Here is a 23,359-nt window from a genome sequence, read left to right as displayed (position 1 = left end):
CTAAAGGGAGCCGAAAAGAGTTCCTGAATAGGAGCAAAAGGAAACGGCCGCCCTGTTCCCGTCATGGTAGGGGAGGGGCGGCCGTCTTCAATTTCCAGGTGAACGCTGCTGCTCGAGGCAGCTTATCTTCAAGGCCGGGCAACCAGGCTGGCGATTTGTCCCTGAATGCCTCCTTGTTCCTGGGCATAGGCGGTGCGCAGTTTCGACAATTTGGACATGACATGTTCTACATGCCGCTTAACTTGGTGCACGCTATCTTGGGATTCCTGAATACGGGAAAGCACCGACCAGTCGGCAATCACCCCGTCAAAAAAGTAGTCCGCAAACCGGTGAAACCCTTCAATATTAACGTTGTCCAGCCGGTTGTCCATCTTCACGTCCGCCAGCTCGGTACGGAATCGGCCAAGCAGCACCTGCAGATACTCGACATGTTCCTGCGCAATGTCCAGATGCGAATGCTTGGCCATATCGGCAATCAGCCCGCCTCCGAACAAATCCCATTTGCCCCAGCTTTCGGCGTTGCCCAGACTTTGCTCAATCCGATCGATCTGGTTAAGTGCGGCTCTGCCGGCAGAAATGGCTTCATCAATTTCCTTCAAATGAGCGGACGCTTCACCTTCCAGTTTCTCCAGCTCGCACAGCTGCTCTGCAAACCGGGGGTCATCCTGCATCAGCTCCTGCAATTCGGCAAAAACGAGGTCATACCGTGCCGCAGCATTCACCAGATCGGCTTTTTCTAAACGCAGCTCATACCGCCTTGTTTTGCAATCCGCAAGCTCTTTCAGCACGGCCTCGTATTTCAGCCTGGAGGCGTACGCCTCCTGCTGCTCCCGGGTAAGCTTCGTTTTTTTCTGGCCGGTAATGGTATGAAAAATCAAAGTCAGCGTCACCTTCTCCAGACGCTCCACATCTGCTTCTTCCTTATCCAGTATCGTCTTCAGCCGGTATTCCTCATCTCCCAGCTCCCGTTCCCGCCTGTCAAGATCACGCAGCATGGCATCCAGCTTGTACTGATGCCCCTGCCGGGCAGACAGTTCTCTTAACTCTGCCCGAAGCTCTTCGATCTTGCTTTGATTCATGCCGTTCACTCCCTAAAGTATAGTGTGGGTATGCCTTTCTTTACGTGGTGCCGGCACAAATTGTTTCGCTGCAGGTCACAAGAAAGTGCCCCAACACCATACATGGTATCGGGGCACTTTCTGTTGCTGCTATATTATCCTTGCGGTACCGCTGCAAAATGCAGCAGCTTGCTGCGGAAGTCGCCGTGCAGCTGCGGCAATATCAGTCCGGCATGCATCAGGCGGTCGCCGCCGTAGACGGCGCCGGTCTCTTTAAGCACGTAGTCCTTGTCCGGATCCAGCCCCTGCAGGCGGAGCCTGGCCTGCGGCGCATTCGGTCCGGCCAGCACGCGGAAGTAGCCGACCAGCGCTTCGCCGCGGTCCGGCGAGACGAACATCCACGCCGTCTCGTTGCCCTCGAACGGCGAACGCAGCCGGTACATGTCGCCCTGCTGGACGAGCGAGCGGATCTCCTTGTAGAAGGCGACCTGTGCCGCCGCTTCTTCCCGCTCCTCCGGCGTGAGTGCGGTCAGATCCAGCTCGTAGCCGAAGTTGCCCGACATCGCCACATCGCCGCGCATGGACAGCGGTGTGCTGCGGTGCACCTGGTGGTTCGGCACGGCCGAGATATGGGCGCCCATGGCGCTGGCCGGATAAACGATGCTGGTGCCGTACTGGATCTTCAGGCGCTCCACCGCATCGGTGTTGTCGCTGGTCCACGTTTGCGGCATATAATGCAGAATGCCCGGATCGAAGCGGCCGCCGCCGCCCGAGCAGCTCTCGAACAGCACATGCGGGAACGCCGAAGTAATCTCCTCCATAACCCGGTACAAGCCTAGCATGTAGCGGTGCGCCGTCTCGCCTTGACGCTCCGGCGGCAGGGCGGCGGAGCCGATCTCGGTCATATGGCGGTTCATATCCCATTTGACGTAGGTAATCGGTGCGGAGGACAGCACGCTGCCGACTGCTTCAATAATATAGTCGCAGACTTCCTTGCGCGACAAATCCAGAATGAGCTGATTGCGCCCCTGGCTGCGCCGGCGCTCCGGCACATGCAGGCACCAGTCGGGATGGGCGCGGTACAGCTCGCTGTCCGGCGAGATCATTTCCGGCTCGAACCAGAGGCCGAACTGCATGCCGAGCTTGTTGACCCGTGCGGCGAGATCGCCGAGGCCGTCCGGCAGCTTGCGGGTGTCGACGAACCAGTCGCCGAGCGAGGTGGTATCGTCATCGCGGTGGCCGAACCAGCCGTCGTCGAGCACGAACAGCTCGATGCCCAGCTCCTGGCCGGCGCGGGCGATGGCTTCGATCTTATCCGCATCGAAGCCGAAGTAGGTCGCCTCCCAGTTGTTGATCAGCACCGGACGCGGCTCGTCGCGGAACAGGCCGCGCGCCAGGCGGGTGCGGTACAGCCGGTGATAGGTGCGGGACATGCCGCCGATGCCGCGGTCCGAATAGACAAGCACCGCCTCCGGTGTCTGAAAGCTCTCGCCCGGGCCGAGGTTCCAGCGGAAGCCAAACGGGTTGATGCCCATGGTAACCCGGGTGGTGCCGTATTGGTCCACATCGGCGCCGGCAACGAAGTTGCCGCTGTAGACGAGGCTGAAGCCGTACGCCTCGCCGTGGTCCTCGCCCGCCTGCGGGGAGAGCAGGGCGAGGAACGGGTTCTGCTGGTGGCTGCTGGCGCCTCGCTTGCTGTCAATGCTCTGGCGGCCGCTGTGCAGCGGGGCGCGGACGAGATGGCGCTCACGGGCCCAGGAGCCGGAGAGCTGGATCAGCTCGAACTGGTCATGCGGGAAGTCGAGCGCTACGGACAGCGCCCGGTTCAGCTTCAGCGGCCCGGAGCCGGTGTTGGTCAGCCGTGCCGAACGGATGACGGCGTCGAAGCCTGCGAGCACGGAGTAGGACAGCTCGGCACGCAGTCCCGCTGCAGCATCCTCCAGCACAATGACCAGCGTCTCGGCGTTATCTTCGCCTTCGGCATAGACGGCCGGAAGGCCGGCGAGTGCCGGTTTGCCTTTTACGATGGAATAAGAGACATACACAAGCTCTGTCACCGTTGTGCCGTTGGGCAGCTCAGCTTCATAAGCGGGCTCGCGGAAATCGCCTGAGCCGTAGCCGGGATATTCATGGGGCAGCGTATCCAGCGAGAAATCGGCGTCCGCCGGATCAACGGTGGTGCTGAAAGCCCGTGCCTGCGGCTGGAACAGGTCGGCAACCTCCGCGCTGCGGAGTCTTTTGCCGTAATGAAGCTGCACCGGGTATTGCTCCCGGGCAATAGCGAAGATATAGCTCGTGTTAAGCGTTTGCAGGTGGAAGATGCGGCGCTCCGCATCAACATAAATAGACAAGGTGATTACCTCCCGGAGATGGCACATATTTAATGTTGCGACAGCCCCATTATAAGGCTGTTTCCCGGCCAAGCGTATGGAGAAAAGCAGAATGAATATGGACAAATGTCGTTTCTTATTCACTCATTCCGGCTGCCGCAGCCGTTCCACCAGTGTATTCCCGGCCAGCATTCTGTAGGAGCTTACTGTCACCGTATAGGCAATGATGAGCAGGATTGGCACCGTGAGAACAAAAGGCAGCCAGCTCATCCGGAACTCAGTGAACTCGATGTTCCCGCTTATGCTTTTGGCAATCGTATAGGTCAGCAGCACGCCGAGGGTCGAGGTGACCGCCGTAATACACAAAGCATTATATAGACCTTCATAGACAAGAACGCGTTTAAGCTGTTTCCGGGTCATGCCGACGCTCTCCAATAGGGCAAATTCGTGCTTCCGGTTAATTACTCCGGTTACGACAGTATTTACATAATTAAGAATTCCAATGAGCGCGATGACAAAGCTGAGCCCGTAGCCCAGGGTCTGAATCACCCGGATGAAGCCGCCAAGCTCCTGACGGTAATCTTCCCGGGATTTAAGCACGAGCTCGTCGGCACCTGCAGTCAAAGAGGTCAGGGCTTCTTCCACGCTGTCCAGCTTATCCGGAGTAACCTGCAGCGTCGAAGATATAGCCATCACCGGTTCGCTCCCCTCCGGCAAGGCTCCGGTCAATTCAGCAGCCGGCAAAAAGGCGTTATAGCCCAGCGAGGAGAACGCCTGCGTAGTCGCAGGGAACAGTGCGTCCGATTTCAGGACGGCCATGACCTCATAGGTTTTACCCAGTCCGGCATAGGTAATGCGGTCGCCCGGGTGGTAATAGGTCTGTGCCCGTTCTGGACCGATCAGCGACTCACTGACCAGCACATAATCACCGGAAGCGAACTTCGCCTGATCGAAAGACCCTTCAAGAAGATCCTGCTGAACAAGGCCGTACCAGCCCGGATCAATACCATAGAGATCAAGCATTATGAAGTTGTTCTCCCAGACCCACGAAGTGAGCGATTCCTCAAGCGGCTCCAGCACAGCGCGGACGGCTGCATCCGGGGGATACAATTCGCTTTTATAAAATACATTGTCCGCACGCTCGACTCCTTCCAGCGATGCGAATGTATTCATGAGACCATCCGACAGCTTGTAGGAATCGCCCGGCCGCGTGCCCTCCGTGAACACAACCGCCTTATTGCGGATGACGAAGTCCCCGGTGATGTAGGAATTCAGATATTTGTTCATGTCCAATGAAGAAATCAAAGTAAAGATGATCCCGAACAAAACGACGCTTAATGCCAAAGAGGTGATCATGAGCACCAGCTTCTTCGGATGACGCAAAATATTCGCGAACGCCATGCTGTACAGCCGGGCTCCCCGTCTGGAACGCTTGAGCTTGCGGCGCCCGCTGCTGACCCCGGCATATTTCACGGCTTCCACCGGAGCAATCCGGGCAGCCATCCGGCCGGGCTTGCTTGCGGCTATCCGCACGGTCAGATAGGAGAAGAGGGCGGCAAAGACGAAGATCCACGGGCTGGCGGAGTAGGCACTCTCCATCGGCTCGCCGGAGAAGGAGTTCAGCATCGGGACCAGCAGCCGCCCGACGCCGTAACCGGAGCCCAGGCCAACCGGCAAAGCGGCGAGATAGAGCAGTTCGGCCTGCTTCGTAATCACCCGCCTTACCTGTCCCGGAGTCGTTCCGATCGCCTTCAATAGTCCGTAGAACTTCACGTCCCGGACAACCGAAATGTAGAAAATATTGTAGATCAGCAAATAGCCGCTGAACATGATGACTGCCACAACCGCCAGATAAGGCAGGACGGAAAGGGGATTATCCGCCAGCGTCGTCGCGGTGTAAGCCCAGTTCACGCCATAAGGGACATCCAGGCCGCTATCGGCAAGCACCTTGCGTAACTTGTTCTCAATATTGAACGAATTGTTGAACATGACGGACAGATGATATGTATTTACGTAGGATCCGCTGTCCCGGGAGAGAACCGGATCGATATCCGCGAGATTCTGGTCGGTAAACGCTTTGGACACAAGGGCCAGGCCGGCCATAGCCAGATTCTTATCTGCTTCATAGTATCCCGACAGCACGAAGTCCCTGGCAATTACCCGTTCCCCGATATCGATGACCAGTGGCACCCGCTGTCCCGGTTCATGCGGAATCTTCAGCTTGTCCAGCGCCCAGGTACTAAGCACGACTTCCTCTTCCGCGACAGGGAGTCCGCCTTCAATTAAACGGATGAAGCCGTGCCTGGCATCATTCTTATCCATCTGAAGCACTTCTACCGGACTGTCTGCAAAAACCTTATTGGTAAGTTGCCCGGCCATTAGGGAAACTCCATATTCGCGGACTGCAGGATGAGCCTTCAGCGTCTCCACCTGGTCCAGCGTGAGATACTTGAAGGACCCGTGGAAATCGCTGCCGGACGTCTTCATCTGGGCCAGTTCCATCGATTTATTAATACTCATAACCATAGTGAAAATAGAGGTAATGAGCAGGGTAGTCAGCACAGTGGCGCAGATCACGGCCAAACTGCGCATTGGAGCAGCCTTCAGGCTGCGGAGCGAGAGCCGGGTAACGGCTTTGCGGTTGTTCGGTGCCATCATCGCCGGTCCGCCCTTTCGCCCGGTCCGCTGTCCCCGGCCAGCCGCCCGTCCTCAATGCGGATGATCCGGTCGGCGGCCTGGGCGATGCTTTCATTGTGAGTAATCATGACCAGGGTCTGATGGAATTTGACGCTGAGCTGCTTCAGCAGAATCAGCACCTCCTGGCTGGTTCTGCTGTCCAGGTTGCCTGTCGGCTCGTCCGCCAGAATAATGCTCGGCTTGGTTGCCAGTGCCCTGGCGATGGCGACGCGCTGCTGCTGGCCGCCGGAGAGATTCGAGGGGAGACTGTAGATCTTCTCCTGCAGGCCCAGGGCGCGGATCACTTCATCCAGATACTGCTGGTCAATGGTGCCGCCGTCGAGCTCGATGGGCAGCAGAATATTTTCCAGCACATTGAGGATCGGCACCAGATTGTAGCTCTGGAAGATAAAGCCCACCGAACGGCGGCGGAAGATGGTCAGCTTCTCATCGCTCATCGCGAAGATATCATTGCCGTCCACCATCACTTTGCCCTCCGTAGGGCGGTCAAGGCCGCCGAGCATATGCAGCAGGGTGCTCTTGCCGCTGCCGCTGGTGCCGACAATGGCGACGAACTCGCCCTTGCCGACGCTGAGCGATACTCCGTCCAGCGCTTTAACGTGCTGCGGGGCTTTCCCGTAATATTTTTTCAGATGCTCGATTTGCAGTATAGGCATGCGGTTATCCCTCCATCATCGTTCTTGTCTACCTCTTGTCTACCAAGATAGCAGACAAATCTAACCGGGCCATGTCTGAAATCTGACGGATTCGACACATTTAGCTCTGCGGCAAATAGACGGTGATCCGCGTACCTGCATCGACGGCAGAGACTGCCTGCATAAATCCGCCCTGCAGGTTAATGATTTCCCGCGACAGGAACAGCCCGATGCCTACTCCTTCATAATCTCGCGCAGCCTTTCCGCGGTAGAACCGCTTGAAGATATGCTCAAGCTCTGCGGCCGGGATACCTATCCCCGTATCGGCAACTTCGATGCGCGTGAACATCTCGTTGCTCTCGGCATGAACCGTAATCGTACCGCCGGCTGGCGTGTATTTGACGGCATTCTCCAGCAGGTTGAACAGGGCTTCGGCAGTCCACTGCGGGTCGTGCCGTGCCGTAATCTGCGCCGGGCAGTCCGTACGGATCGTGATCCCTTTGGCTTCTGCCCGGGTGTACACCTGGGAGAGCGCCCGGCTGACCGTCTGAATGACAGGAACCGGTGCGGTTTGCAGGGTAATCATGCCGGACTCCAGCCGCGACAGCTTAACCAGAGACGCAATGAGCCACTCCAGCTTCTCCGACTGGGCGGATATTTGACTCACAAGCTGGCGTGAGCTTTCGTCCGCTGCCGGTTGTTCGGCCAGCAGCTGGCTGTACAGCATGATGTTGGCGAGCGGAGTCTTGGTCTGGTGCGAAATATCGGAGAGCAGGGCCTTAATGCTGTTTTTTTCCGCTTCCAGGCTTTGTTCGCTTGCCTGATTTATTTCAATATATCTGAATAAGCGGTGCTCCAAAGCGGACAGGCGGCTCTCTTCAAATAGGAAGGAAGGTCTCCGCCCATGCATCGCCCCGTCCACCATCTGTTCGACTGCATGCATCATGGCGTTAAGCTGGCGCTGCAGCGAGCGGTTATGCATGAAGGCGAGAAGGAGCACGGTTGCTATAAATAGAATTGTCGGACCCAGCAGCGTACTGTTCAAATCTCCCGCCAGAGCGATTACGGTTGTATAGATGAAGACCGCCAGGAGGAACATGACGGTGAAGATGAAGCTACTGCCGCGGCTCTTCGGGTCATGCTTAGGCTTCTTCATAGATCAGGCTCCCCGGCCCACATGTAACCGAGACCATAGACCGTCTTAATGATCCGGGGAGCGGAAGGGTTGTCCTCAAGCTTGGCGCGCAGCCGCTTGATGGCTACCGTCAGGGCATTCTCGTCGACGAACTCGGCATCCTGCGACCAGACTTTATCCATCAGCTGCTGGCGGTGCAGAATTTGGCCAGGATTGGCGACAAGCAGGCGCAGCAGCTTCTGCTCCGTTTTGCTCAGAATCAGCTGTTCGTCCTGCTTATAGAATTCCATCCGGGAGAAGTTAAAGCTTAAGGCCCCGGCCATGTAGTAATCCTCGCTGCGCGCAGCCGTCCGTTTCAGGACGGCCATAACTCTTGCCCGCAGCACCATCAGGCTGAACGGCTTGGTTATATAATCGTCGCCCCCCAGCTCGAAGCCCAGCACAATGTCCGGCTCCATATCATTGGCGGTCAGAAAAATAACCGGCACCTGTGAGGCTCTGCGGACCCGTTCGCAGTAATCCAGCCCGCTTCCGTCCGGGAGGTTGATATCCAGAATGATCAGATCGATTTTGTGGGCCGAGAAGATGGCGTCCGCTTCGGCCAGGTCATAAGCTTGCAGGATGGTAAGTCCGCTGCGGGAAAGCGTGAGCGCTATTCCCTTGTTCAGACTCCGGTCGTCTTCAACAATCAGGCATTTCATTCTATCCATGCTCCTTTCTTAAGACTTGGTTCATTATACACATTACTCGTCCCTCCCGCAGTGCGGAAGAGCAAGGAGTTCATAGCAGCAAACAGCTGCTCCGGTGCAGAGGCTCCGCTTCAGGTCTGCAGGCACTGCCGACCCGGGTCCGAGTGCTGCCCCGACTAAGGTCCAGTCCGTAAAACCGTCCACGGTCTGTTTTGAGAAGCCGCGGTTTACCCTAGAATAAGGATATAAGAACAAGGCTGAACGAAAGGCGGTGAGAAACTAATGAATAACAGAAGAAACAACGGACTTGCCATTGTGTTGATTGTCCTTGGAGCGATTATGCTGCTCGGCATCGCGTTGCCGCTGATCCACGGAATCTTCCGTATCCTGTTCCCGGTACTGCTCATTGCTCTCGGTTACTACGGAATTAAGAGCGGACGCAAGATTATCGGCTGGATCGTACTCTTCATCGGTGTCATGTCGCTGCTATCCAAGCTCTCCTGGATTATCGGACCGCTGCTGGGGATCGCGCTTGTAGTATGGGGCATCTCGGTATTGCGCGGCGGACATAGAAGAACCTATTAATACATGCCAATAACTACTTAATCAGAAGCAGGGAGGGAGCAGGTAATCATGAGTGTTTTTCGCCGCATGAGGGACATTACAGTAGCCAACTTGAATGAACGTCTGGAGCAGAGCCAGGATCCGGTGAAGCTGATCGATCAGTTTCTTCACACGACCCGCGAAGAAATTGCCGAAGCGGAGCGGCTGCACCAGCAATACGCTTCACATACAAAGCAATTGCAGCAGCAGGTGAACCAGGCGACGGCAATGCGCAACAAACGTGAAGAACAGGCTTTGCTGGCGCTGAAGGCCGGTGAAGACCATCTGGCCAAGCTGGCGCTCCAGGAGAAGATTATCCATGAGGAGAAGCTGGAGCAGTACAGCGGGCTGCTGGAGCAAAGCCAGGAATCGCTGTTTGAACTGGAAAGCCAACTGAATGAGCTCAAGATGGAGTATCAGACCGTGTACAGCAAGCGCCAGTATTATGCGGCCCGGATGGAATCGCTCCGGCTGCAGCAGCGCATGAATCAGCGGGCAGCCGCTTACGGCAACGGCGCCGATGTTCCCAAGATGTTCGGCCGGCTGGAAGACCGGATGAGCGACTGGGAGCTGGAGGCCAAGAGCCTGCGCGACCTGCGCCGGATGGGCCAGGAGTTCGCCTTGCAGACCGGCGAGACCGTAGCTTCGGTACTGGAGCGGGAGATGGCCCGTCTGAAGGAGAAGCTGAACAATGACGGAAAGGAGTAGGACCATGACCCGATTGTATCGTTCAACCCGCGACAAGGTAATGACGGGACTGGCAGGAGGATTGTCCGAGACACTCGGTATTGACTCCACCCTGTTCCGGATCCTGCTGCTCGTGAGCATTGTCTTCACCGGCGGCGCGGTAATCGTGGTATATTTCATCGCCGCGCTGGTGATTCCGAAAGAGCCCACCCATTATAATCCTTTCGGCCATGGACATGGCCAAGGTCCCTATAACGGACCTTACGGCAACCCTTATCAGGGAGGCCCCGCCGGTTACGGCCCGGGACCAGGTCCGCAGGGCGGATACGGCCCGCAGGGACAAGGCGGGTACGGTCCTTACCACGGACAGCCCGGCCCCGGCGCCGGTCATAACAAAGCAGGAGCTTATTCGGCACAGGACTCCAGTCTGGATGCCATGATGAAGGATATCGAGAAGAAGGCCATGCAGAAGGAAATTGAAGAATTGAAACGCAAACTTGCCAAATACGAGAAGGGAGAAGTGTAATCATGGGAGTATTTAAACGGATTAAAGATATGACTAAGGCGTCGGTAAATGACCTGCTGGATAAGGTAGAGGACCCGATTGTAATGCTGAACCAGTATCTGCGCGACATGGAGGCGGAAATTCATGAAGCCGAAGTGACCGTAGCCAAGCAAATGGCTAATGAGCGCCGGATGAAGCAGCGCGTGGAGGAAGCGGCCAAGATGTCCGGCCAGCGTTCCGCCCAAGCTGAACTGGCACTCAAGAACGGCCAGGAGGAAGTGACCCGCAAGCTGCTGGAGGAGAAAATCTACTTCGACCAGAAGTTTGCCGAGTACAGTGATCTTCACGCCCAAGCGGAAGTACAGGCCAAGGAACTGGTGCAGCAGCTGCATGATATGAAGGATGAGTTCTACAAGCTGCGCAACAAGCGCAATGAGCTGGTCTCCCGGGCGCAAATGGCCAAAGCCAAGAAACAGATGTCGCAGATCAGCAGCGTACACTCCATCGAGAGCGGAACCGCTTCGCTGGGCTTCCACCGCATGGAAGAGAAGATCATGCAGCTTGAAGCCGAAGCCGATGTGCTGCGCGCTCCTTACAGCCCATCCGCTGCTTACAGCAAGCCGGTTGACGTGGAGAAGCAGCTTAAAGTGGATGAGCAGCTGGCCGCACTCAAGAGCAAGCTGAACGGTGCATCTGCGGCAACAGCAGCACCGGCCGCTCCGGCAGCGCCAGCCGACAAAAAAGATAAGTAAAGCCTGTTCCTAAACCGCAGGCCGATATGATATGCTGAATGAGGTCAAAAAGCCATACGGTATGGGTCACCATACCGGTATGGCTTTTATAGCGGTAAGCGGTACAGGGATAAGCCCTTTCCAGGTGAACGCGATGAGTTCTAGAACCGTTTATTGAAGTAACTGTATTTCATACAATTACTTCGGCCCAATTCGCTGCTTTATTCGATATAGCTACAGTTTCTGCAATTAAAGTTTGGGGAAAATGCCGATTAGAAAGAAACCATCTGTTTTATGAAATACAGCAATTTCATTTAGAACGGAGATTGAAATCATTTAGAGGTATAAAGTGCAACTAACCTCCAACCTTTTTTAAAAGTTAGGATGTTGACCGGCTTCTTCCGGCTTGAAGATTGAGGATGGCCGATGGGCCGGTAGCGGGCGGTGAACATCCAAGCATGGGATAGGCACTGTGCCAGCAGGTAAACCGGGCTGTGCGTACACGAAATACGACTGCAGGAGGTGCGAACATGGATAAACGGAGCCGGATGATCGCCATAGGACTGATCGGGGTTGGCTGTTTGATGATATTTGGCAGATGGATCGGCTTTTTCTCCATTGTCGCGCTGGTGCTCCTGCTTCTCGGGGTATACCGGACGACCACGGGTAAGGTGAAGCAGGGCTACACGCTTCTGGGGATTGGGGCAGCGCTGCTGCTGCTGGATCACCTTGTGCTGGTGCTGGGGATTTGTCTGGTCTCGCTGGGACTGTTTTTTGCCAAATCCAAAAAGCTGCAAAGCGGCCGGGCTTTTATGCAGAAGCAAAGCTTCTCTTCCCGGTTCGACTGGGAGCTGTCCCCCTGGATGATGAAGAGCCTGAGCGCCTGGCATGTGCTGGGTGAGGCCGATGTGGACCTGTCGCTGGCGATGGCTGAGGACAAGGAGACCATCATGCTGTTCCAGGGGATCTTCGGCGATGTGGATATTCTGCTGTCCGACAATTACGGCGTGGAAATCGAAGCGTTTGTGCTGTTCGGCTCCATTGAGTTCGGCGACCACCGGGATACGGGCATGCTTAACCGGCTGAACTGGAAATCGGCCAATTATGACAGCAGTGAGCAGAAAGTGAAATTGTGCGTGTCTTATCTGATCGGCGATCTGGATGTGCGGGTATCCTGAAGCAAGTAGGTGCCGCACATTGATCCTGAAGGGAGGGCGTAAGCCCCGTATGGACAAAAAGAACAGCAATATGGTCACACGCAGCATGGGCGAAGGGGCGTTGTTCTCTCTGGTCATGCTGCTGGTGATTCTCTATCTGATGTATACATATGGCTATTTGCGGCCGTTCGAAGATTGGACTGTGGGCCTGCAGACCGCGGTCACGCTTGTCCTGCTGCCGGTGGCTTTCGGTATCGGCTTCGGGTTCTATCAGGGCTTTCGGACCAAACGCCGGCTGGAAAGGCTGCGGGAGACGCTGGTAGCCTGGGAAAAAGGCAACCTCTCCTCCGCCATTCCGGCGTTGGGCACCGACGAGCTCGGACGGCTCGGCGAGCAGATCGGGCGGATCAGCGGCAAATGGGAGAACCAGGTGAGCACGCTGCAGCGGCTGTCCACCAACAACGCCAAGCTGGCGGAGCAGGCGCGCGGCTCGGCGATCATGGAAGAGCGGCAGCGGCTGGCGCGCGAGCTGCATGATGCGGTCTCGCAGCAGCTGTTCGCCATCTCGATGACCGCGACGGCAGTCGGGCGGACGCTGGAGAAGGACTTCGACAAGGCGCAGCGGCAGATCGCGCTGATCGAGGAGATGGCCGCCGTCGCCCAATCAGAGATGCGCGCGCTGCTGCTGCACCTGCGGCCTGTCTATCTGGAGGGCAAGGGTCTGGAGCAGGGCATCCGTGAACTGATCAAGGAACTGGAGATCAAGGTGCCGCTGGATATTGTGTGCGAGATCGACCCCGAGATTCAATTGCTGAAGGGGGTCGAGAACCACCTGTTCCGCATCGTGCAGGAGGCGATTTCCAACACCCTGCGCCATGCGAAGGCCGGGAAGATGGAAATCCGGATGCAGAAGCGCGGCGATACTGTGCGGCTTACGCTGCGCGATGACGGAGTCGGCTTCGAGCTGGACGAGAGTAAGCTGACATCCTACGGACTGTCGAACATGCAGGAGCGCATTGTGGAGACTGGAGGCTCGATCCAGTTTATTACGGCCCCGGGCAAAGGGATGCGCATTGAAGTTACCGTACCGTTAATGAAGGAATAGGAGGAACGCAGCATGGAAATGGAGGACGCGATCAAGGTTCTGCTGGTGGACGACCATGAGATGGTCCGCATCGGGCTGGCCGCCGTGCTCGGCACCGAAGACGGCATTGAAGTGGTTGGGGAGGCCGGAAGCGGCGAGGAAGGCATCCGTCTGGCTCAGGAGTATAAGCCAGACGTGGTGCTGATGGATCTGGTGATGGAAGGGATGGACGGCATCGAAACGACACGGCAGCTGATGAAGCTGTTCCCGGAGTGCAAGGTGATTGTCCTGACCAGCTATCTCGACGATGAGAAGATGTACCCGGTCATTGAAGCCGGGGCGTTCAGTTACCTGCTGAAGACCTCGCGGGCAAGCGAAGTGGCCGATGCCATCCGTGCGGCGGCCAGAGGGCAGTCTGTGCTGGAATCGCAGGTCGCCTCGAAGATGATGAACCGGTTCCGCAATAACTCCAAGGCTGAGACGCCTGCCTACAAAGAGCTAACTGACCGGGAGATGGAGGTGCTGCGGCTCCTGGCCCAGGGCAAATCCAATCAGGATATTGCCGATCAGCTCATCATCGGGATTAAGACGGTCAAGTTCCATGTGACCAATATATTGGCCAAGCTGGATGTGGAGGACCGGACCCAGGCGGCCATTTATGCATATAAGAACGGGCTGGCGGAGTGAACCGCCGGGCCGTTTTTTTTGTGCAACCGGGCGGAACGAATGGGTTACTATAAATAAAACGCTTCCTTAAAGTTATTTTGTTACTGAATGGTTATTTATTTCCTGATTCTGCGGTATGATATACCCGAGGTGAGTGTATTATGGCCCGCAAAAGAAACGAGGCCCTGCGGCTGCAGAAGCGGGGAATCATCATCGCGGCGGCGGAAAAGCAATTTGCTTCCGGCGGATTCGCCCGGACAAGCATCACCAGCGTTGCCCAGGAAGCGGGGATCAGCCACGCACTGATCTTCACTTATTTTAAGAGCAAAGAAGAGCTGATCCGTGCGGTAGTCCTGGAGCCGCTGGAGGAGACACTGAGCGCATACCGGACGCTGTTCAAGGAGGCGCAGGATGTGCTTGCCACGCTAACCCGGCTGGTTGACCTGCAGGCGAAGCAGTGGCTGCGGCGGGGGACGTTTCTGCGGGTGGTGCAGCAAGTTATGGGACAGCCCGAGCAGTATCCCGAGCTAACGGCGGCCGTTTACCGTTATGGAGAGGATTTTGTTACGCTGCTGGTTCCGGTAATTGAAGAGGGGCAGCGGGCAGGTGTCCTGGCTCCGGGCAATGCGCAGGTGATCGGCTGGACCTACTTCTCCTATATTAACGGCGCCGGAGCTATTTTTCCGGATGAGGCCCGTCTTCTTGCCGAAGCGACGGCCGGCTATGCGCTGCGGATTTTTGGTTTCCAAGAGGTATAGGGAGCTCTCTTCCTGGCCATCCTTCTAGTAGATTGCTAGATTCGGATGGAGAGGAAGACGGATGATGAAGCTGTGGAACTTGAGAAGAGGACAAGGTAGAATCATGCTGCTGCTGGTGCCGCTGTGCATCGCGGCACTGCTGCTGGCGGGGTTCCGCGGCGCGGCGGCTGCGGACCTGCAGGCCGCAGACGCTCCCCGCTCCGCGGAGCTGGCACAGCCGCTCCGCCAGCTGGCGGCGGCCGGCGGCGCCGCCATGGAAGCGGGCTCGCCGCTGCGGCTGGTGCTGAAGTGGCAGGGCAACTTCAGCGGTAAGGGCCCGGCGGCCCATGAAGCAGCCGCGGCTCTGGCGCAGCGGCTTGGCCTTGGCCCGGTGCAGGTGGGGGAGGAAGACGGGCACACCGTCTACCGGGCTTCCGCCGCAGCCGCAGCCGCCGGCAAGGCGGCCATGTTCTGGAGTGAGCTTGGCGACGGCACGAGCTATGTGATCGTTACCCATGAGACGGCGGACTGGCGGCAGGACGGCGGATTTCAGGCGGCAGCGGAAGCGGCCGGGCTGGCGCTGCAGGCGGCGGGGGTCGCCGCCGAGTGGAACGCGTCGCTGCAAGGGGAGGCGGCGGAGCAGGGCGCGCCTGAGGCGGCGCTTGCCGGGGCCGAGTCCGCGCTGGCGCAGGCCTTTGGGGAGGCGCAGGCCGAGGAGGCGTACGCGGACGGGGCCACCGCCAGCCGCTCGTACAGCGTTCCGGGTCTGGAACGCTTCGTCAAGAGCGGCGGGCATGACATCGCCCTGCAGGCGGCGGTGCATCAGGACAGCCAGGACGGCGCAAACCGGCTGACTATTGGCCTGCCGCTGATTACGATTGAGTATTAAGGGAACAGGCCCTGAAATTGTTCATAGAAAAGAGAAGCGTCAAGAAATGCTGAGCCGTTTGCCGGGACCGTACCGGCAGGCGGCTTTTTGGCGTGCCGACACTGGAGTAATGCACGTTCAGCCGGGTAATCGCTCAACAGGCTGATCGCTCAACAGGCTAATGCAGAAGGCGCTATTCGGATTTCGGATTAATTGGAATTTCGACACTTAATTTGTGTCAAAATGCCAATTTGAAAAGAGCAATTGGATAATAACCACTTAATTCTCCTGATTTAGCTGATGTGGAGGGATATGCCCAGAATTAAGTGGCGGAATTCCAACTAACTTCAAGAAAATGCAAAAACCGAACCAAATAAGTGGCGGAAATCGAACTAATACTTTGAACGCACCAAATTGCAGCTATGCACCGGCGAACTGCGAGTACAAGCTGGGGCTGTCGGCGCATACTGTCCATAAATTTAACTTGGTCAATGCACCAGCTTGTACATGGTTAGTCGGCCAGCCCCCTCTACAGTGGAGTGCATCTCCCAAGCTTGGTGGAACGGTTCCAGCCATCCGATAGCAAAGGAGGCGGGTACACTGGAATGATCAGGCCTCACAATCTGACGCTGATTTCTTCCGTTGCATAATCCGGGTATCTGAAGGCTTGGCACACTCTGCAAACGGGTCCGGTTTCCGGCCACCGCGTTGCGGGGCTAAGGGCATAAGGTTATAATAGCTGTGTTCCTGAATCTGGATATGAAGAATAGGGAATAATGTATAAGCGGGACTATGTAAACGGATAAGAAAATGTAATGGAAAATTGCGAAATTCCGAGAAAAACTGTCAGGAATCTGATAGCATCCTTCCCGCGAATATGATAAAATGACATCACGCCGTCATGCGTTTCGTTCTACTATCCGGCGCTGAGAATGATTGTCAACTATATTACATACAGAGAGATGAGGAGCCATGGCTGAAAATCAAACCCTTGATGCATTGCATACCCCCGGTGCCGTATTCTTTATTTTTGGGGCAACCGGAGATCTGGCCCGGCGCAAGCTATTTCCGGCGATTTACAGTTTGTACCGCGAAGGCAAGCTGACCCAAGACTTTGCGGTCATTGGCGTGGCTCGCCGTCCCCGCTCCCAGGAGCAATTCCGGGAGGATGTGAAAGAGTCCATCCGCGAGTTCTGCCGTTACCAGGCGGGAGATGATGCGGAATGGAACGAGTTCGTGCAGCATTTTGAATACAAGTCTCTGGACATCAACAATATCGACGGCTTCCGCGAGCTGAGCGCGCAGACTGCAGCCATTGAGGCCAAGTTCGGCATTCCGGGCAACCGGCTGTTCTATCTGGCCCTGGCGCCTGAGCTGTTCGGCAGCGTATCGTTTAACCTGCAGGCGGGCGGCATGCTGGAAAGTCCCGGCTGGCACCGTCTCGTAATCGAGAAGCCGTTCGGGTACAATCTGGAGTCGGCGGAAGAGCTGAACGAGCAGATCCGCCAGGTGTTCAAGGAAGAGGAGATTTACCGGATCGACCATTACCTTGGTAAGGAAATGGTTCAGAATATTGAAGTCATCCGGTTCGCCAACGCTTTCTTTGAGCCGCTGTGGAATAACAAGCACATCGCCAATGTGCAGATTACGCTCGGTGAAACGGTTGGCGTAGAAGAGCGCGGCGGATATTACGATCATGCCGGTGCCTTGCGTGATATGGGGCAGAACCATATGCTGCAGCTTCTGACGATGATCGCCATGGAGCCGCCAAGCCGACTGCTCGCCGAGGACATCCGCGACGAGAAGGTGAAGGTACTGCGTTCCCTGCGTCCGTATGCTTCCGCGGAGGAAGTACGTGAGAATGTCGTGCGCGGTCAATATACGCAAGGCCTCTACAAAGGCAAGTCCCTGCCGGCTTACCGCCAGGAAGATAAGGTGGACCCGGAATCAAACACCGAGACGTATTTTGCGGCGCGTGTGTTCGTCGATAACTTCCGCTGGGCGGGCGTACCGTTCTACATCCGCACCGGCAAACGGCTGCCGGTGAAGACGACCGAAGTGGTCGTGGAATTCAAGGGCATGCCGACGAACGTGTATCTCGGCCAGAAGCATAAGCTGGAGCCGAACCTGCTCGTTATCCGCGTGAACCCAATGGAAGGCATTTATGTGAAGATCAACGCCAAGAAGCCTGGCTCCGAATCGGAAATCCAGCCGCTGGCGATGGACTTCTGCCAGAGCTGCCTGGTCGGCATCAACTCGCCGGAAGCCTATGAGCGTCTGCTGCATGATGCAGCCCGCGGGGATTCGACTTACTTCACCCGCTGGGATGAAGTCTCCTCGGCCTGGTCCTTCGTGGACCGCATCGCCCAGGCCTGGAAGGAAGAGGGCGGCGACCTGGCTTCCTACCCGGCAGGCTCCTGGGGGCCGGTTGAAGCGGAACAGCTGCTGGCCCGCGAAGGCTTCCATTGGTGGCCTGTCAACGGCCAGGAAGAAGACAATGTGGTATGGAGTGTTAACAGCTAAGCCTGTTTATGGATCGATAGAGAATGGCACTGATTCCGGTCAGTGCCATTTTTATTTACGCAACTGCCCTTGTTCCGCCGCTTTGGTGTAGATAATGCCGGCCGGATTTTGTTATACTGATAAGGATGTTTTTTTTGAAGCGGTTGAAGAATTAGGGATCGTTTAAGCAAGAATCCATCCATAATCCACTGTGAAGGGACTTAAGGCGAATGAGCAGAGCACCCATTTGATTTCTTGCCCGTCAGCATAGGCACGGATTATACGAATTTATAGATGAAGGGATATGTGCAAAACCTATGGCAGCGGATCAGAAGCTGAAGCAGGAAGTGGACAAACGCAGAACGTTTGCGATCATTTCCCACCCCGATGCGGGGAAAACAACATTAACGGAGAAGCTGCTGCTGTTCGGCGGCGCCATCCGCCTGGCGGGCACGGTCAAGGCCCGTAAAGCCAGTAAGCATGCAACAAGTGACTGGATGGAAATCGAGAAGCAGCGCGGGATTTCTGTAACGTCTTCCGTTATGCAGTTTGATTATCTGGACCACCGGGTGAACATCCTTGATACTCCGGGTCACCAGGATTTCAGTGAGGACACCTACCGTACCTTGACGGCCGCCGACAGCGCAGTCATGCTGATTGACGTGGCGAAGGGCGTGGAAGCCCAGACGATCAAGCTGTTCCAGGTCTGCGCCAAACGGGGAATTCCGATCTTTACGTTTATCAACAAGCTGGACCGCGAGGGTCAGAGTCCGTTTGACTTGATGGAAGAGCTGGAGAATGTGCTGGGCATCCGCTCTGTACCGATGAACTGGCCGATCGGGAGCGGCCGCGAGCTGTGCGGCGTCTACGACCGGATGAAGAATCAGGTGGAGCTGTTCCAGGGCGATGACCACAGTGTCATCAAAGTGCAGAAAGTGGAGAGCTACCGCGATCCAATTATCCGCGAGATGGCGGGCGAATTTCTGCATGAGCAGCTGTGCCAGGATCTGGAGCTGCTGGACGTGGCGGGCGACGCTTTTGATTACGAGAAGGTACTCCGCGGCGAGCTGACCCCGGTCTTCTTCGGCTCGGCAATCAATAATTTCGGAGTCCAGACCTTCCTGGACAACTTTCTTGAACTGGCGCCGAAACCGGAGCCGCGCCGCAGTACAGCTGGTTCTGTGGAACCGACCAATGAGAAGTTCACCGGATATGTCTTCAAAATCCAGGCCAACATGAACCCGGCCCACCGCGACCGGATCGCATTCCTGCGGATTGTCTCGGGCAAGTTCGAGCGCGGCATGAGCGTGAAGCATGTGCGGGCGGGCAAGGACATCAAGCTGTCGCAGCCGCAGCAGTTCCTGGCGCAGGACCGGGATATCGTCGAAGAGGCTTATCCGGGCGATATTATCGGTCTGTTCGACCCCGGCATCTTCCGGATCGGCGACACGCTGAGCCAGGCGGGGGATATCGAGTTCGACGAGCTGCCGACGTTCTCGCCGGAAATTTTCTCCAAAGTGAGCATTAAGAATGCGCTGAAATCGAAGCAATTCCAGAAGGGGATCGACCAGCTGACCGAAGAAGGGATGATCCAGGTCTTCCGCACGGTGAACTTCGACGATATTATTCTCGGGGTGGTCGGGCAGCTGCAGTTCGAGGTGTTCGAGTACCGGATGAAAGGCGAGTATGGCGTGGATGTGCAGTTGCAGCGGATGTCCTACCAGTTCGCACGCTGGATTGTCGATGAGAACAAGCCGGACCCGGCGAAGTTCCGCATCAACTCGACGCTGGTAACGGATAAGAAGGGTAATTATGTCGTGCTGTTCGAGAATGAATACGCGATGCGTACCGCCATAGAGAAGAATCCAAGCGCCAAGTTCCTGGAGACGGCTCCGTAAATTTGTGGGAGTCTAAGTCAAACGGAGTATAAGTGCAGCGGGTCTTTCGTGAATAGTGGTTATCCTGTCAAAATGTAAAAATACAACCTCCGCCCGTGATGCCAACGGCATGCCGGTGCGGAGGTTTTTTGGCGATACGAAACGGTTGTCCTAGGACGTAATAGAACCGGGTGTAACCTTCTCCAGGTGTCGGTGCAGCTTGGCGACCAGATGATCCTGCTTGGCTTCGCTCAGGTCGGGCCACATCATCTCGAACACGGCTCCGAGTCCCGGCAGCGCTGCCTCCGGACCGCCGATGGAGCCTTCAATCATTTCCTTCAGCTGCTCCTCGGACTGGCCGTGGACTTTATGAAGAATCGCCTGGCGCAAATCAATGGTTACCGGCATGCTTTGACCTCCCGATGGTTAGTGTAAATTCGTACCCCGTCTTAATGTACCCGTCCGCCGGTCCGAAAATTCAAGTTTAGGGGGGCTTGTGCTATACTACTTGGAGATGCATTAGCGTATGTGGGAGGGACAGACTAGACTATGGCCAAAAAACAATTCGCCGTCATCGGCATGGGCCGGTTCGGCTCCAGCGTAGCCAAGACGCTCAGCGGCATGGGCTTCGATGTGCTGGCGATCGATGCGGACGAGCAGCGCACGCAGGAGATTTCCGGCATCGTCACCCACGCCGTCTCGGCGGACTGCACCGATGAGGAAGCGCTGCGGGCCTTGGGGATCCGGAACTTTGACGTCGTTGTTGTCGCCATCGGCGAGGATATCCAGTCCAGTATTCTGACGACGCTGATTCTGAAGGATCTCGGCGTGCCGAATATTGTGGTCAAGGCCAGAAACGAGCTGCACGGCAAGGTGCTGAGCAAGATCGGCGCCGATAAGGTGGTCTTTCCGGAGCGGGATATGGGCGCACGGGTGGCGCATCATCTGGCTTCGCCGAACATACTCGACTATATCGAGCTGTCTCCGGATTACAGTATCCTGGACATGAAGGCGCCCCAGCAAATGATCGGCAAAAATCTGCAGGAGCTGAACATCCGCGCCAAATTTGGCTGCAACGTGATGGCGATCCGCCGGGGCGAAGAGATGAACATCTCGCCGCGGGCCGAGGACCGGCTGAAGCCTGAAGACGTGCTAGTCATCGTTGGCCGCAAGGACAACCTGGCGAAGCTGGAGATGGCGTACCAGTAGTTAAGAAAGGCAGGAACTTATGGAAATATTATCGCCGCAAAATACGCGGGTTAAAGAGTGGGCCGGACTGCAGGAGAAGAAGCACCGTGACAAGTCCGGCAAATATATTGTGGAAGGCATCCATCTGGTGCAGGAGGCGCTGATGGCCGCCGCCGAGGTGGAGATTCTGGCCTTCGATGTAGATAAGGGCATGCCCGCCGAGTTGAAGCCGCTGCTGCAATCCGTGCAGGGCATGGAAGTCATCGGCGTGTCGGCGGCCGTCATTGGCAAAGTGAGCAGCACGAACACGCCGCAGCCGGTATTCGCCGTCATCCGCAAGGAGCGGAAGGGCGTGGAGACGATCCTGGCACAGCAGGGCAGTCTGGTCGTTGTCCTTGACGGCGTGCAGGACCCCGGCAACGTCGGCACGATCATCCGCAGCGCCGATGCGGCCGGAGCGGACGGCGTTATCCTCGGCCACGGCTGCGCCGACCTGTACAACCCGAAGACCATCCGCTCAACGATGGGCTCGCTATTCCATCTCCCGGTCGCGGAAGCCAATCTGGGACAGGTGCTGCCGCAGGCCCGCGAGCGCGGCACACTGCTGGTCAGCACCTCGCTGGCCGGCACGGACTCCTGCTACACGCATGACTTCCGCGGCAGCCAGTGGCTGCTCATCGGCAGCGAGGGCCAGGGCATCTCGCCGCAGACGGCCGCGCTCGTAGACAAGAGCATCATCATTCCGATGCCCGGCCGGGCCGAGTCGCTGAACGCAGCAATGGCAGCGACGGTGCTGCTGTTTGAGGCGATGCGGCAGCGTGAATTTAATAAATAAAAAATTCCCGTCCAACGCCCAAATCACTGTCCCTGATTAAAAATAACTGTCTCTAACTGCACAAAGGCTGGAACCAGGTTGACGATTGCACCAACCATTGTTCCAGCCTATTTCTCTGCTTTTAAAGCCCTCTTCAAGCCCTCTTCAAGCCATTCCTCGATCCTTCTCTCAAGCAATAACCCAGTCCCATCAAGGCTTCTGCGATTCTTTGCTCAAGCTTTACCTCGATCGTTTTTCCGATCCCTAATCCCTTCCCCCGATCTATTCCTGCTCTTCACCCTGCCATTCTGGACTCTAATTTTTATTCGTTTTCGTTCACAATTGGAACAGTTGGCTTCCAATTTTCTATGGTTTAACTTAACATGAAGAGACACCAATCATTATCCCAGAATTGGCGGTGAAGCCTTGTGGGAGTAAGGTGAAGGGAACTGGGGAAGTGGACAGTATTTTTTTCGTTTCTACAGTGAATTTAACCATCAATAGGATAGTAATTTAATCAACTATAGAAAGCCGAATTCACCTATATGGTGAATTCGGCTTATTTGAATTGAACAAAGTTTTTGCAGTAGGAGTTTCGTCTGGAATTGCACCAGTGAAAAAGGATTTATTTTCAATTTAATAAATTTAAAAGAAATTTGTATAATTTTTCATTATTGACTATAAAAAATAGAAAGTTTACCATGGCATTATATAACATTTTTTCAAAAATGGATGGATAATCATCTGAGACAGGGTAGTTAACCGAAAAGGAGATTTTATGAAATGGTACGCTATATATGTACATACCGGTAAAGAAGAGTTTGTAAAGAGAGAGATCTATAGAATACTGATCCATCAGAACATCACCTGCATAGCCCCTAAAAGGAAATTACCTGAGAGAACCGCAGGGGAGTTCCAGGATGTTATTAAACCGTTGTTTCCGGGATATATATTTTTGAAAGTCAGAATGGATATAAGTACATATTATTTAATACATAAAGTTCCAGGAGTAATAAGGTTACTTAATTATTTAAATGAAAAAGATAAATTAATGACGGCCGTGAATAACCAAAGATTGGTCATTGCTGATGAAGAGGAAACAACTAATGGATTGGAAGAGGATTGCTTTAAAAGTATCCAGGAGAGTGAAATGGATAGTATTTTGCGGTTTACGCATCACGATGAAATCATAGATTATTCTGAAATTCATTTTGAAAATTCAAATTTCTATGTAAAGTCAGGTCCGTTATTGGGCCTGGAAAGTCAAATCAGAAAAATAAACAAACACAAGAGACGGGCCAAGATTGCAGTAAATCTGCTGGGCTCAGAAAGATATGTTGATGTAGGCATTGTTTTTAGCTAGTGCCTTTCTTTGCTGGAAATTATTGAATTCTAC

The 23,359-nt window shown here is 55.6% G+C and carries 21 protein-coding genes; 14 read left to right on the top strand and 7 right to left on the bottom strand.

Features of this window, described 5'->3' with window-relative positions:
- Positions 1 to 128: 128 nt before the first annotated feature.
- From F1381_RS22560 to F1381_RS22535, 6 genes are all read right to left on the bottom strand, one after another.
- The gene (locus F1381_RS22560) at positions 129 to 1,079 is read right to left on the bottom strand and encodes a hypothetical protein (protein WP_151737103.1); all 951 of its coding nucleotides are present in this window, start codon (positions 1,077 to 1,079) and stop codon (positions 129 to 131) included.
- Positions 1,080 to 1,213: 134 nt separating this feature from the next.
- Positions 1,214 to 3,409, bottom strand: coding sequence for an alpha-galactosidase (locus tag F1381_RS22555; protein ID WP_246188159.1), 2,196 nt, complete (start codon positions 3,407 to 3,409; stop codon positions 1,214 to 1,216).
- 123 nt (positions 3,410 to 3,532) lie between these two features.
- Positions 3,533 to 6,046: an ABC transporter permease gene (locus tag F1381_RS22550; RefSeq protein WP_187355525.1), complete on the bottom strand. Its 2,514-nt coding sequence runs from the start codon at positions 6,044 to 6,046 to the stop codon at positions 3,533 to 3,535.
- Positions 6,043 to 6,741, bottom strand: coding sequence for an ABC transporter ATP-binding protein (locus F1381_RS22545; protein ID WP_151737102.1), 699 nt, complete (start codon positions 6,739 to 6,741; stop codon positions 6,043 to 6,045). The genes F1381_RS22550 and F1381_RS22545 overlap by 4 nt, the downstream gene beginning before the upstream one ends.
- Before the next feature lie 100 nt (positions 6,742 to 6,841).
- Entirely contained in the window at positions 6,842 to 7,876 is a 1,035-nt protein-coding gene (locus tag F1381_RS22540; RefSeq protein WP_151737101.1) for a sensor histidine kinase, read from the bottom strand.
- Entirely contained in the window at positions 7,873 to 8,565 is a 693-nt protein-coding gene (locus tag F1381_RS22535) for a response regulator transcription factor (RefSeq protein WP_151737100.1), read from the bottom strand. Before F1381_RS22535 ends, F1381_RS22540 begins: the two co-directional genes overlap by 4 nt.
- Before the next feature lie 261 nt (positions 8,566 to 8,826).
- On the opposite strand from F1381_RS22535, the gene F1381_RS22530 reads away from it, so the two are divergent.
- The 11 genes from F1381_RS22530 (at position 8,827) to F1381_RS22480 (ending at position 19,982) form a co-directional block, all read left to right on the top strand.
- Positions 8,827 to 9,129 (top strand): LiaF transmembrane domain-containing protein, encoded by a 303-nt coding sequence (locus tag F1381_RS22530; RefSeq protein WP_151737099.1) that lies wholly within the window; start codon positions 8,827 to 8,829, stop codon positions 9,127 to 9,129.
- A 48-nt stretch (positions 9,130 to 9,177) separates the two neighbouring features.
- Positions 9,178 to 9,855 carry a PspA/IM30 family protein gene (locus F1381_RS22525; protein WP_151737098.1) on the top strand — a complete coding sequence of 226 codons (678 nt, stop codon included), beginning with the start codon at positions 9,178 to 9,180 and terminating at the stop codon, positions 9,853 to 9,855.
- Between the two features lie 4 nt (positions 9,856 to 9,859).
- The gene (locus F1381_RS22520; RefSeq protein ID WP_151737097.1) at positions 9,860 to 10,360 is read left to right on the top strand and encodes a PspC domain-containing protein; all 501 of its coding nucleotides are present in this window, start codon (positions 9,860 to 9,862) and stop codon (positions 10,358 to 10,360) included.
- Positions 10,361 to 10,362: 2 nt separating this feature from the next.
- Complete coding sequence (locus tag F1381_RS22515) at positions 10,363 to 11,091, top strand: PspA/IM30 family protein (protein WP_151737096.1); 729 nt, start codon at positions 10,363 to 10,365, stop codon at positions 11,089 to 11,091.
- A 509-nt stretch (positions 11,092 to 11,600) separates the two neighbouring features.
- Entirely contained in the window at positions 11,601 to 12,248 is a 648-nt protein-coding gene (gene liaF / locus F1381_RS22510) for a cell wall-active antibiotics response protein LiaF (RefSeq protein WP_151737095.1), read from the top strand.
- A 49-nt stretch (positions 12,249 to 12,297) separates the two neighbouring features.
- A complete protein-coding gene (locus F1381_RS22505; RefSeq protein WP_151737094.1) occupies positions 12,298 to 13,332 on the top strand; it encodes a sensor histidine kinase in 1,035 nt (344 codons plus the stop codon).
- 12 nt (positions 13,333 to 13,344) lie between these two features.
- Positions 13,345 to 13,998: a response regulator gene (locus F1381_RS22500; protein ID WP_187355524.1), complete on the top strand. Its 654-nt coding sequence runs from the start codon at positions 13,345 to 13,347 to the stop codon at positions 13,996 to 13,998.
- A 140-nt stretch (positions 13,999 to 14,138) separates the two neighbouring features.
- Positions 14,139 to 14,735 carry a TetR/AcrR family transcriptional regulator gene (locus F1381_RS22495; protein WP_151737093.1) on the top strand — a complete coding sequence of 199 codons (597 nt, stop codon included), beginning with the start codon at positions 14,139 to 14,141 and terminating at the stop codon, positions 14,733 to 14,735.
- Between the two features lie 64 nt (positions 14,736 to 14,799).
- Positions 14,800 to 15,603, top strand: coding sequence for a YwmB family TATA-box binding protein (locus F1381_RS22490; protein ID WP_187355523.1), 804 nt, complete (start codon positions 14,800 to 14,802; stop codon positions 15,601 to 15,603).
- A 951-nt stretch (positions 15,604 to 16,554) separates the two neighbouring features.
- Complete coding sequence (zwf, locus tag F1381_RS22485) at positions 16,555 to 18,105, top strand: glucose-6-phosphate dehydrogenase (protein ID WP_151737091.1); 1,551 nt, start codon at positions 16,555 to 16,557, stop codon at positions 18,103 to 18,105.
- Positions 18,106 to 18,401: 296 nt separating this feature from the next.
- Positions 18,402 to 19,982: a peptide chain release factor 3 gene (locus F1381_RS22480; RefSeq protein WP_151737090.1), complete on the top strand. Its 1,581-nt coding sequence runs from the start codon at positions 18,402 to 18,404 to the stop codon at positions 19,980 to 19,982.
- A gap of 150 nt (positions 19,983 to 20,132) precedes the next feature.
- Here the strand turns inward: F1381_RS22480 and F1381_RS22475 are convergent, their stop codons facing one another.
- Entirely contained in the window at positions 20,133 to 20,369 is a 237-nt protein-coding gene (locus F1381_RS22475; protein ID WP_151737089.1) for a small acid-soluble spore protein SspI, read from the bottom strand.
- 141 nt (positions 20,370 to 20,510) lie between these two features.
- Between F1381_RS22475 and F1381_RS22470 the strand changes: the two genes are divergently transcribed.
- The 3 genes from F1381_RS22470 to loaP all read left to right on the top strand — a co-directional run bounded on the left by F1381_RS22470 (position 20,511) and on the right by loaP (position 23,326).
- Positions 20,511 to 21,170, top strand: a complete 660-nt coding sequence (locus F1381_RS22470; protein ID WP_151737088.1) for a potassium channel family protein — start codon at positions 20,511 to 20,513, stop codon at positions 21,168 to 21,170.
- Positions 21,171 to 21,189: 19 nt separating this feature from the next.
- Complete coding sequence (locus tag F1381_RS22465; protein ID WP_151737087.1) at positions 21,190 to 21,984, top strand: TrmH family RNA methyltransferase; 795 nt, start codon at positions 21,190 to 21,192, stop codon at positions 21,982 to 21,984.
- 757 nt (positions 21,985 to 22,741) lie between these two features.
- The gene (gene loaP / locus F1381_RS22460) at positions 22,742 to 23,326 is read left to right on the top strand and encodes an antiterminator LoaP (RefSeq protein WP_151737086.1); all 585 of its coding nucleotides are present in this window, start codon (positions 22,742 to 22,744) and stop codon (positions 23,324 to 23,326) included.
- The last annotated feature ends 33 nt before the right edge of the window (positions 23,327 to 23,359 follow it).

Origin of the sequence: Paenibacillus tengchongensis, from assembly GCF_008973665.1 — a bacterium.
Taxonomy (GTDB): Bacteria; Bacillota; Bacilli; order Paenibacillales; family Paenibacillaceae; genus Paenibacillus_AQ; species Paenibacillus_AQ tengchongensis.
Note: the sequence above shows the minus strand (reverse complement) of the source record. Positions and strands in the feature narration are given on the sequence as shown.

Bases quoted from the DNA above. Each gene is read 5' to 3' on its own strand.
- F1381_RS22500 (WP_187355524.1), top strand. From the start codon at position 13,345: ATGGAAATGGAGGACGCGATCAAGGTTCTGCTGGTGGACGACCATGAG.
- F1381_RS22495 (WP_151737093.1), top strand. From the start codon at position 14,139: ATGGCCCGCAAAAGAAACGAGGCCCTGCGGCTGCAGAAGCGGGGAATC.
- F1381_RS22470 (WP_151737088.1), top strand. From the start codon at position 20,511: ATGGCCAAAAAACAATTCGCCGTCATCGGCATGGGCCGGTTCGGCTCC.
- F1381_RS22515 (WP_151737096.1), top strand. From the start codon at position 10,363: ATGGGAGTATTTAAACGGATTAAAGATATGACTAAGGCGTCGGTAAAT.
- F1381_RS22520 (WP_151737097.1), top strand. From the start codon at position 9,860: ATGACCCGATTGTATCGTTCAACCCGCGACAAGGTAATGACGGGACTG.
- F1381_RS22490 (WP_187355523.1), top strand. From the start codon at position 14,800: ATGAAGCTGTGGAACTTGAGAAGAGGACAAGGTAGAATCATGCTGCTG.
- F1381_RS22475 (WP_151737089.1), bottom strand. From the start codon at position 20,369: ATGCCGGTAACCATTGATTTGCGCCAGGCGATTCTTCATAAAGTCCAC.
- zwf (WP_151737091.1), top strand. From the start codon at position 16,555: ATGGCTGAAAATCAAACCCTTGATGCATTGCATACCCCCGGTGCCGTA.
- F1381_RS22550 (WP_187355525.1), bottom strand. From the start codon at position 6,046: ATGATGGCACCGAACAACCGCAAAGCCGTTACCCGGCTCTCGCTCCGC.
- F1381_RS22525 (WP_151737098.1), top strand. From the start codon at position 9,178: ATGAGTGTTTTTCGCCGCATGAGGGACATTACAGTAGCCAACTTGAAT.
- F1381_RS22545 (WP_151737102.1), bottom strand. From the start codon at position 6,741: ATGCCTATACTGCAAATCGAGCATCTGAAAAAATATTACGGGAAAGCC.
- F1381_RS22540 (WP_151737101.1), bottom strand. From the start codon at position 7,876: ATGAAGAAGCCTAAGCATGACCCGAAGAGCCGCGGCAGTAGCTTCATC.
- F1381_RS22480 (WP_151737090.1), top strand. From the start codon at position 18,402: ATGGCAGCGGATCAGAAGCTGAAGCAGGAAGTGGACAAACGCAGAACG.
- F1381_RS22560 (WP_151737103.1), bottom strand. From the start codon at position 1,079: ATGAATCAAAGCAAGATCGAAGAGCTTCGGGCAGAGTTAAGAGAACTG.
- F1381_RS22535 (WP_151737100.1), bottom strand. From the start codon at position 8,565: ATGGATAGAATGAAATGCCTGATTGTTGAAGACGACCGGAGTCTGAAC.
- liaF (WP_151737095.1), top strand. From the start codon at position 11,601: ATGGATAAACGGAGCCGGATGATCGCCATAGGACTGATCGGGGTTGGC.
- loaP (WP_151737086.1), top strand. From the start codon at position 22,742: ATGAAATGGTACGCTATATATGTACATACCGGTAAAGAAGAGTTTGTA.
- F1381_RS22465 (WP_151737087.1), top strand. From the start codon at position 21,190: ATGGAAATATTATCGCCGCAAAATACGCGGGTTAAAGAGTGGGCCGGA.
- F1381_RS22505 (WP_151737094.1), top strand. From the start codon at position 12,298: ATGGACAAAAAGAACAGCAATATGGTCACACGCAGCATGGGCGAAGGG.
- F1381_RS22530 (WP_151737099.1), top strand. From the start codon at position 8,827: ATGAATAACAGAAGAAACAACGGACTTGCCATTGTGTTGATTGTCCTT.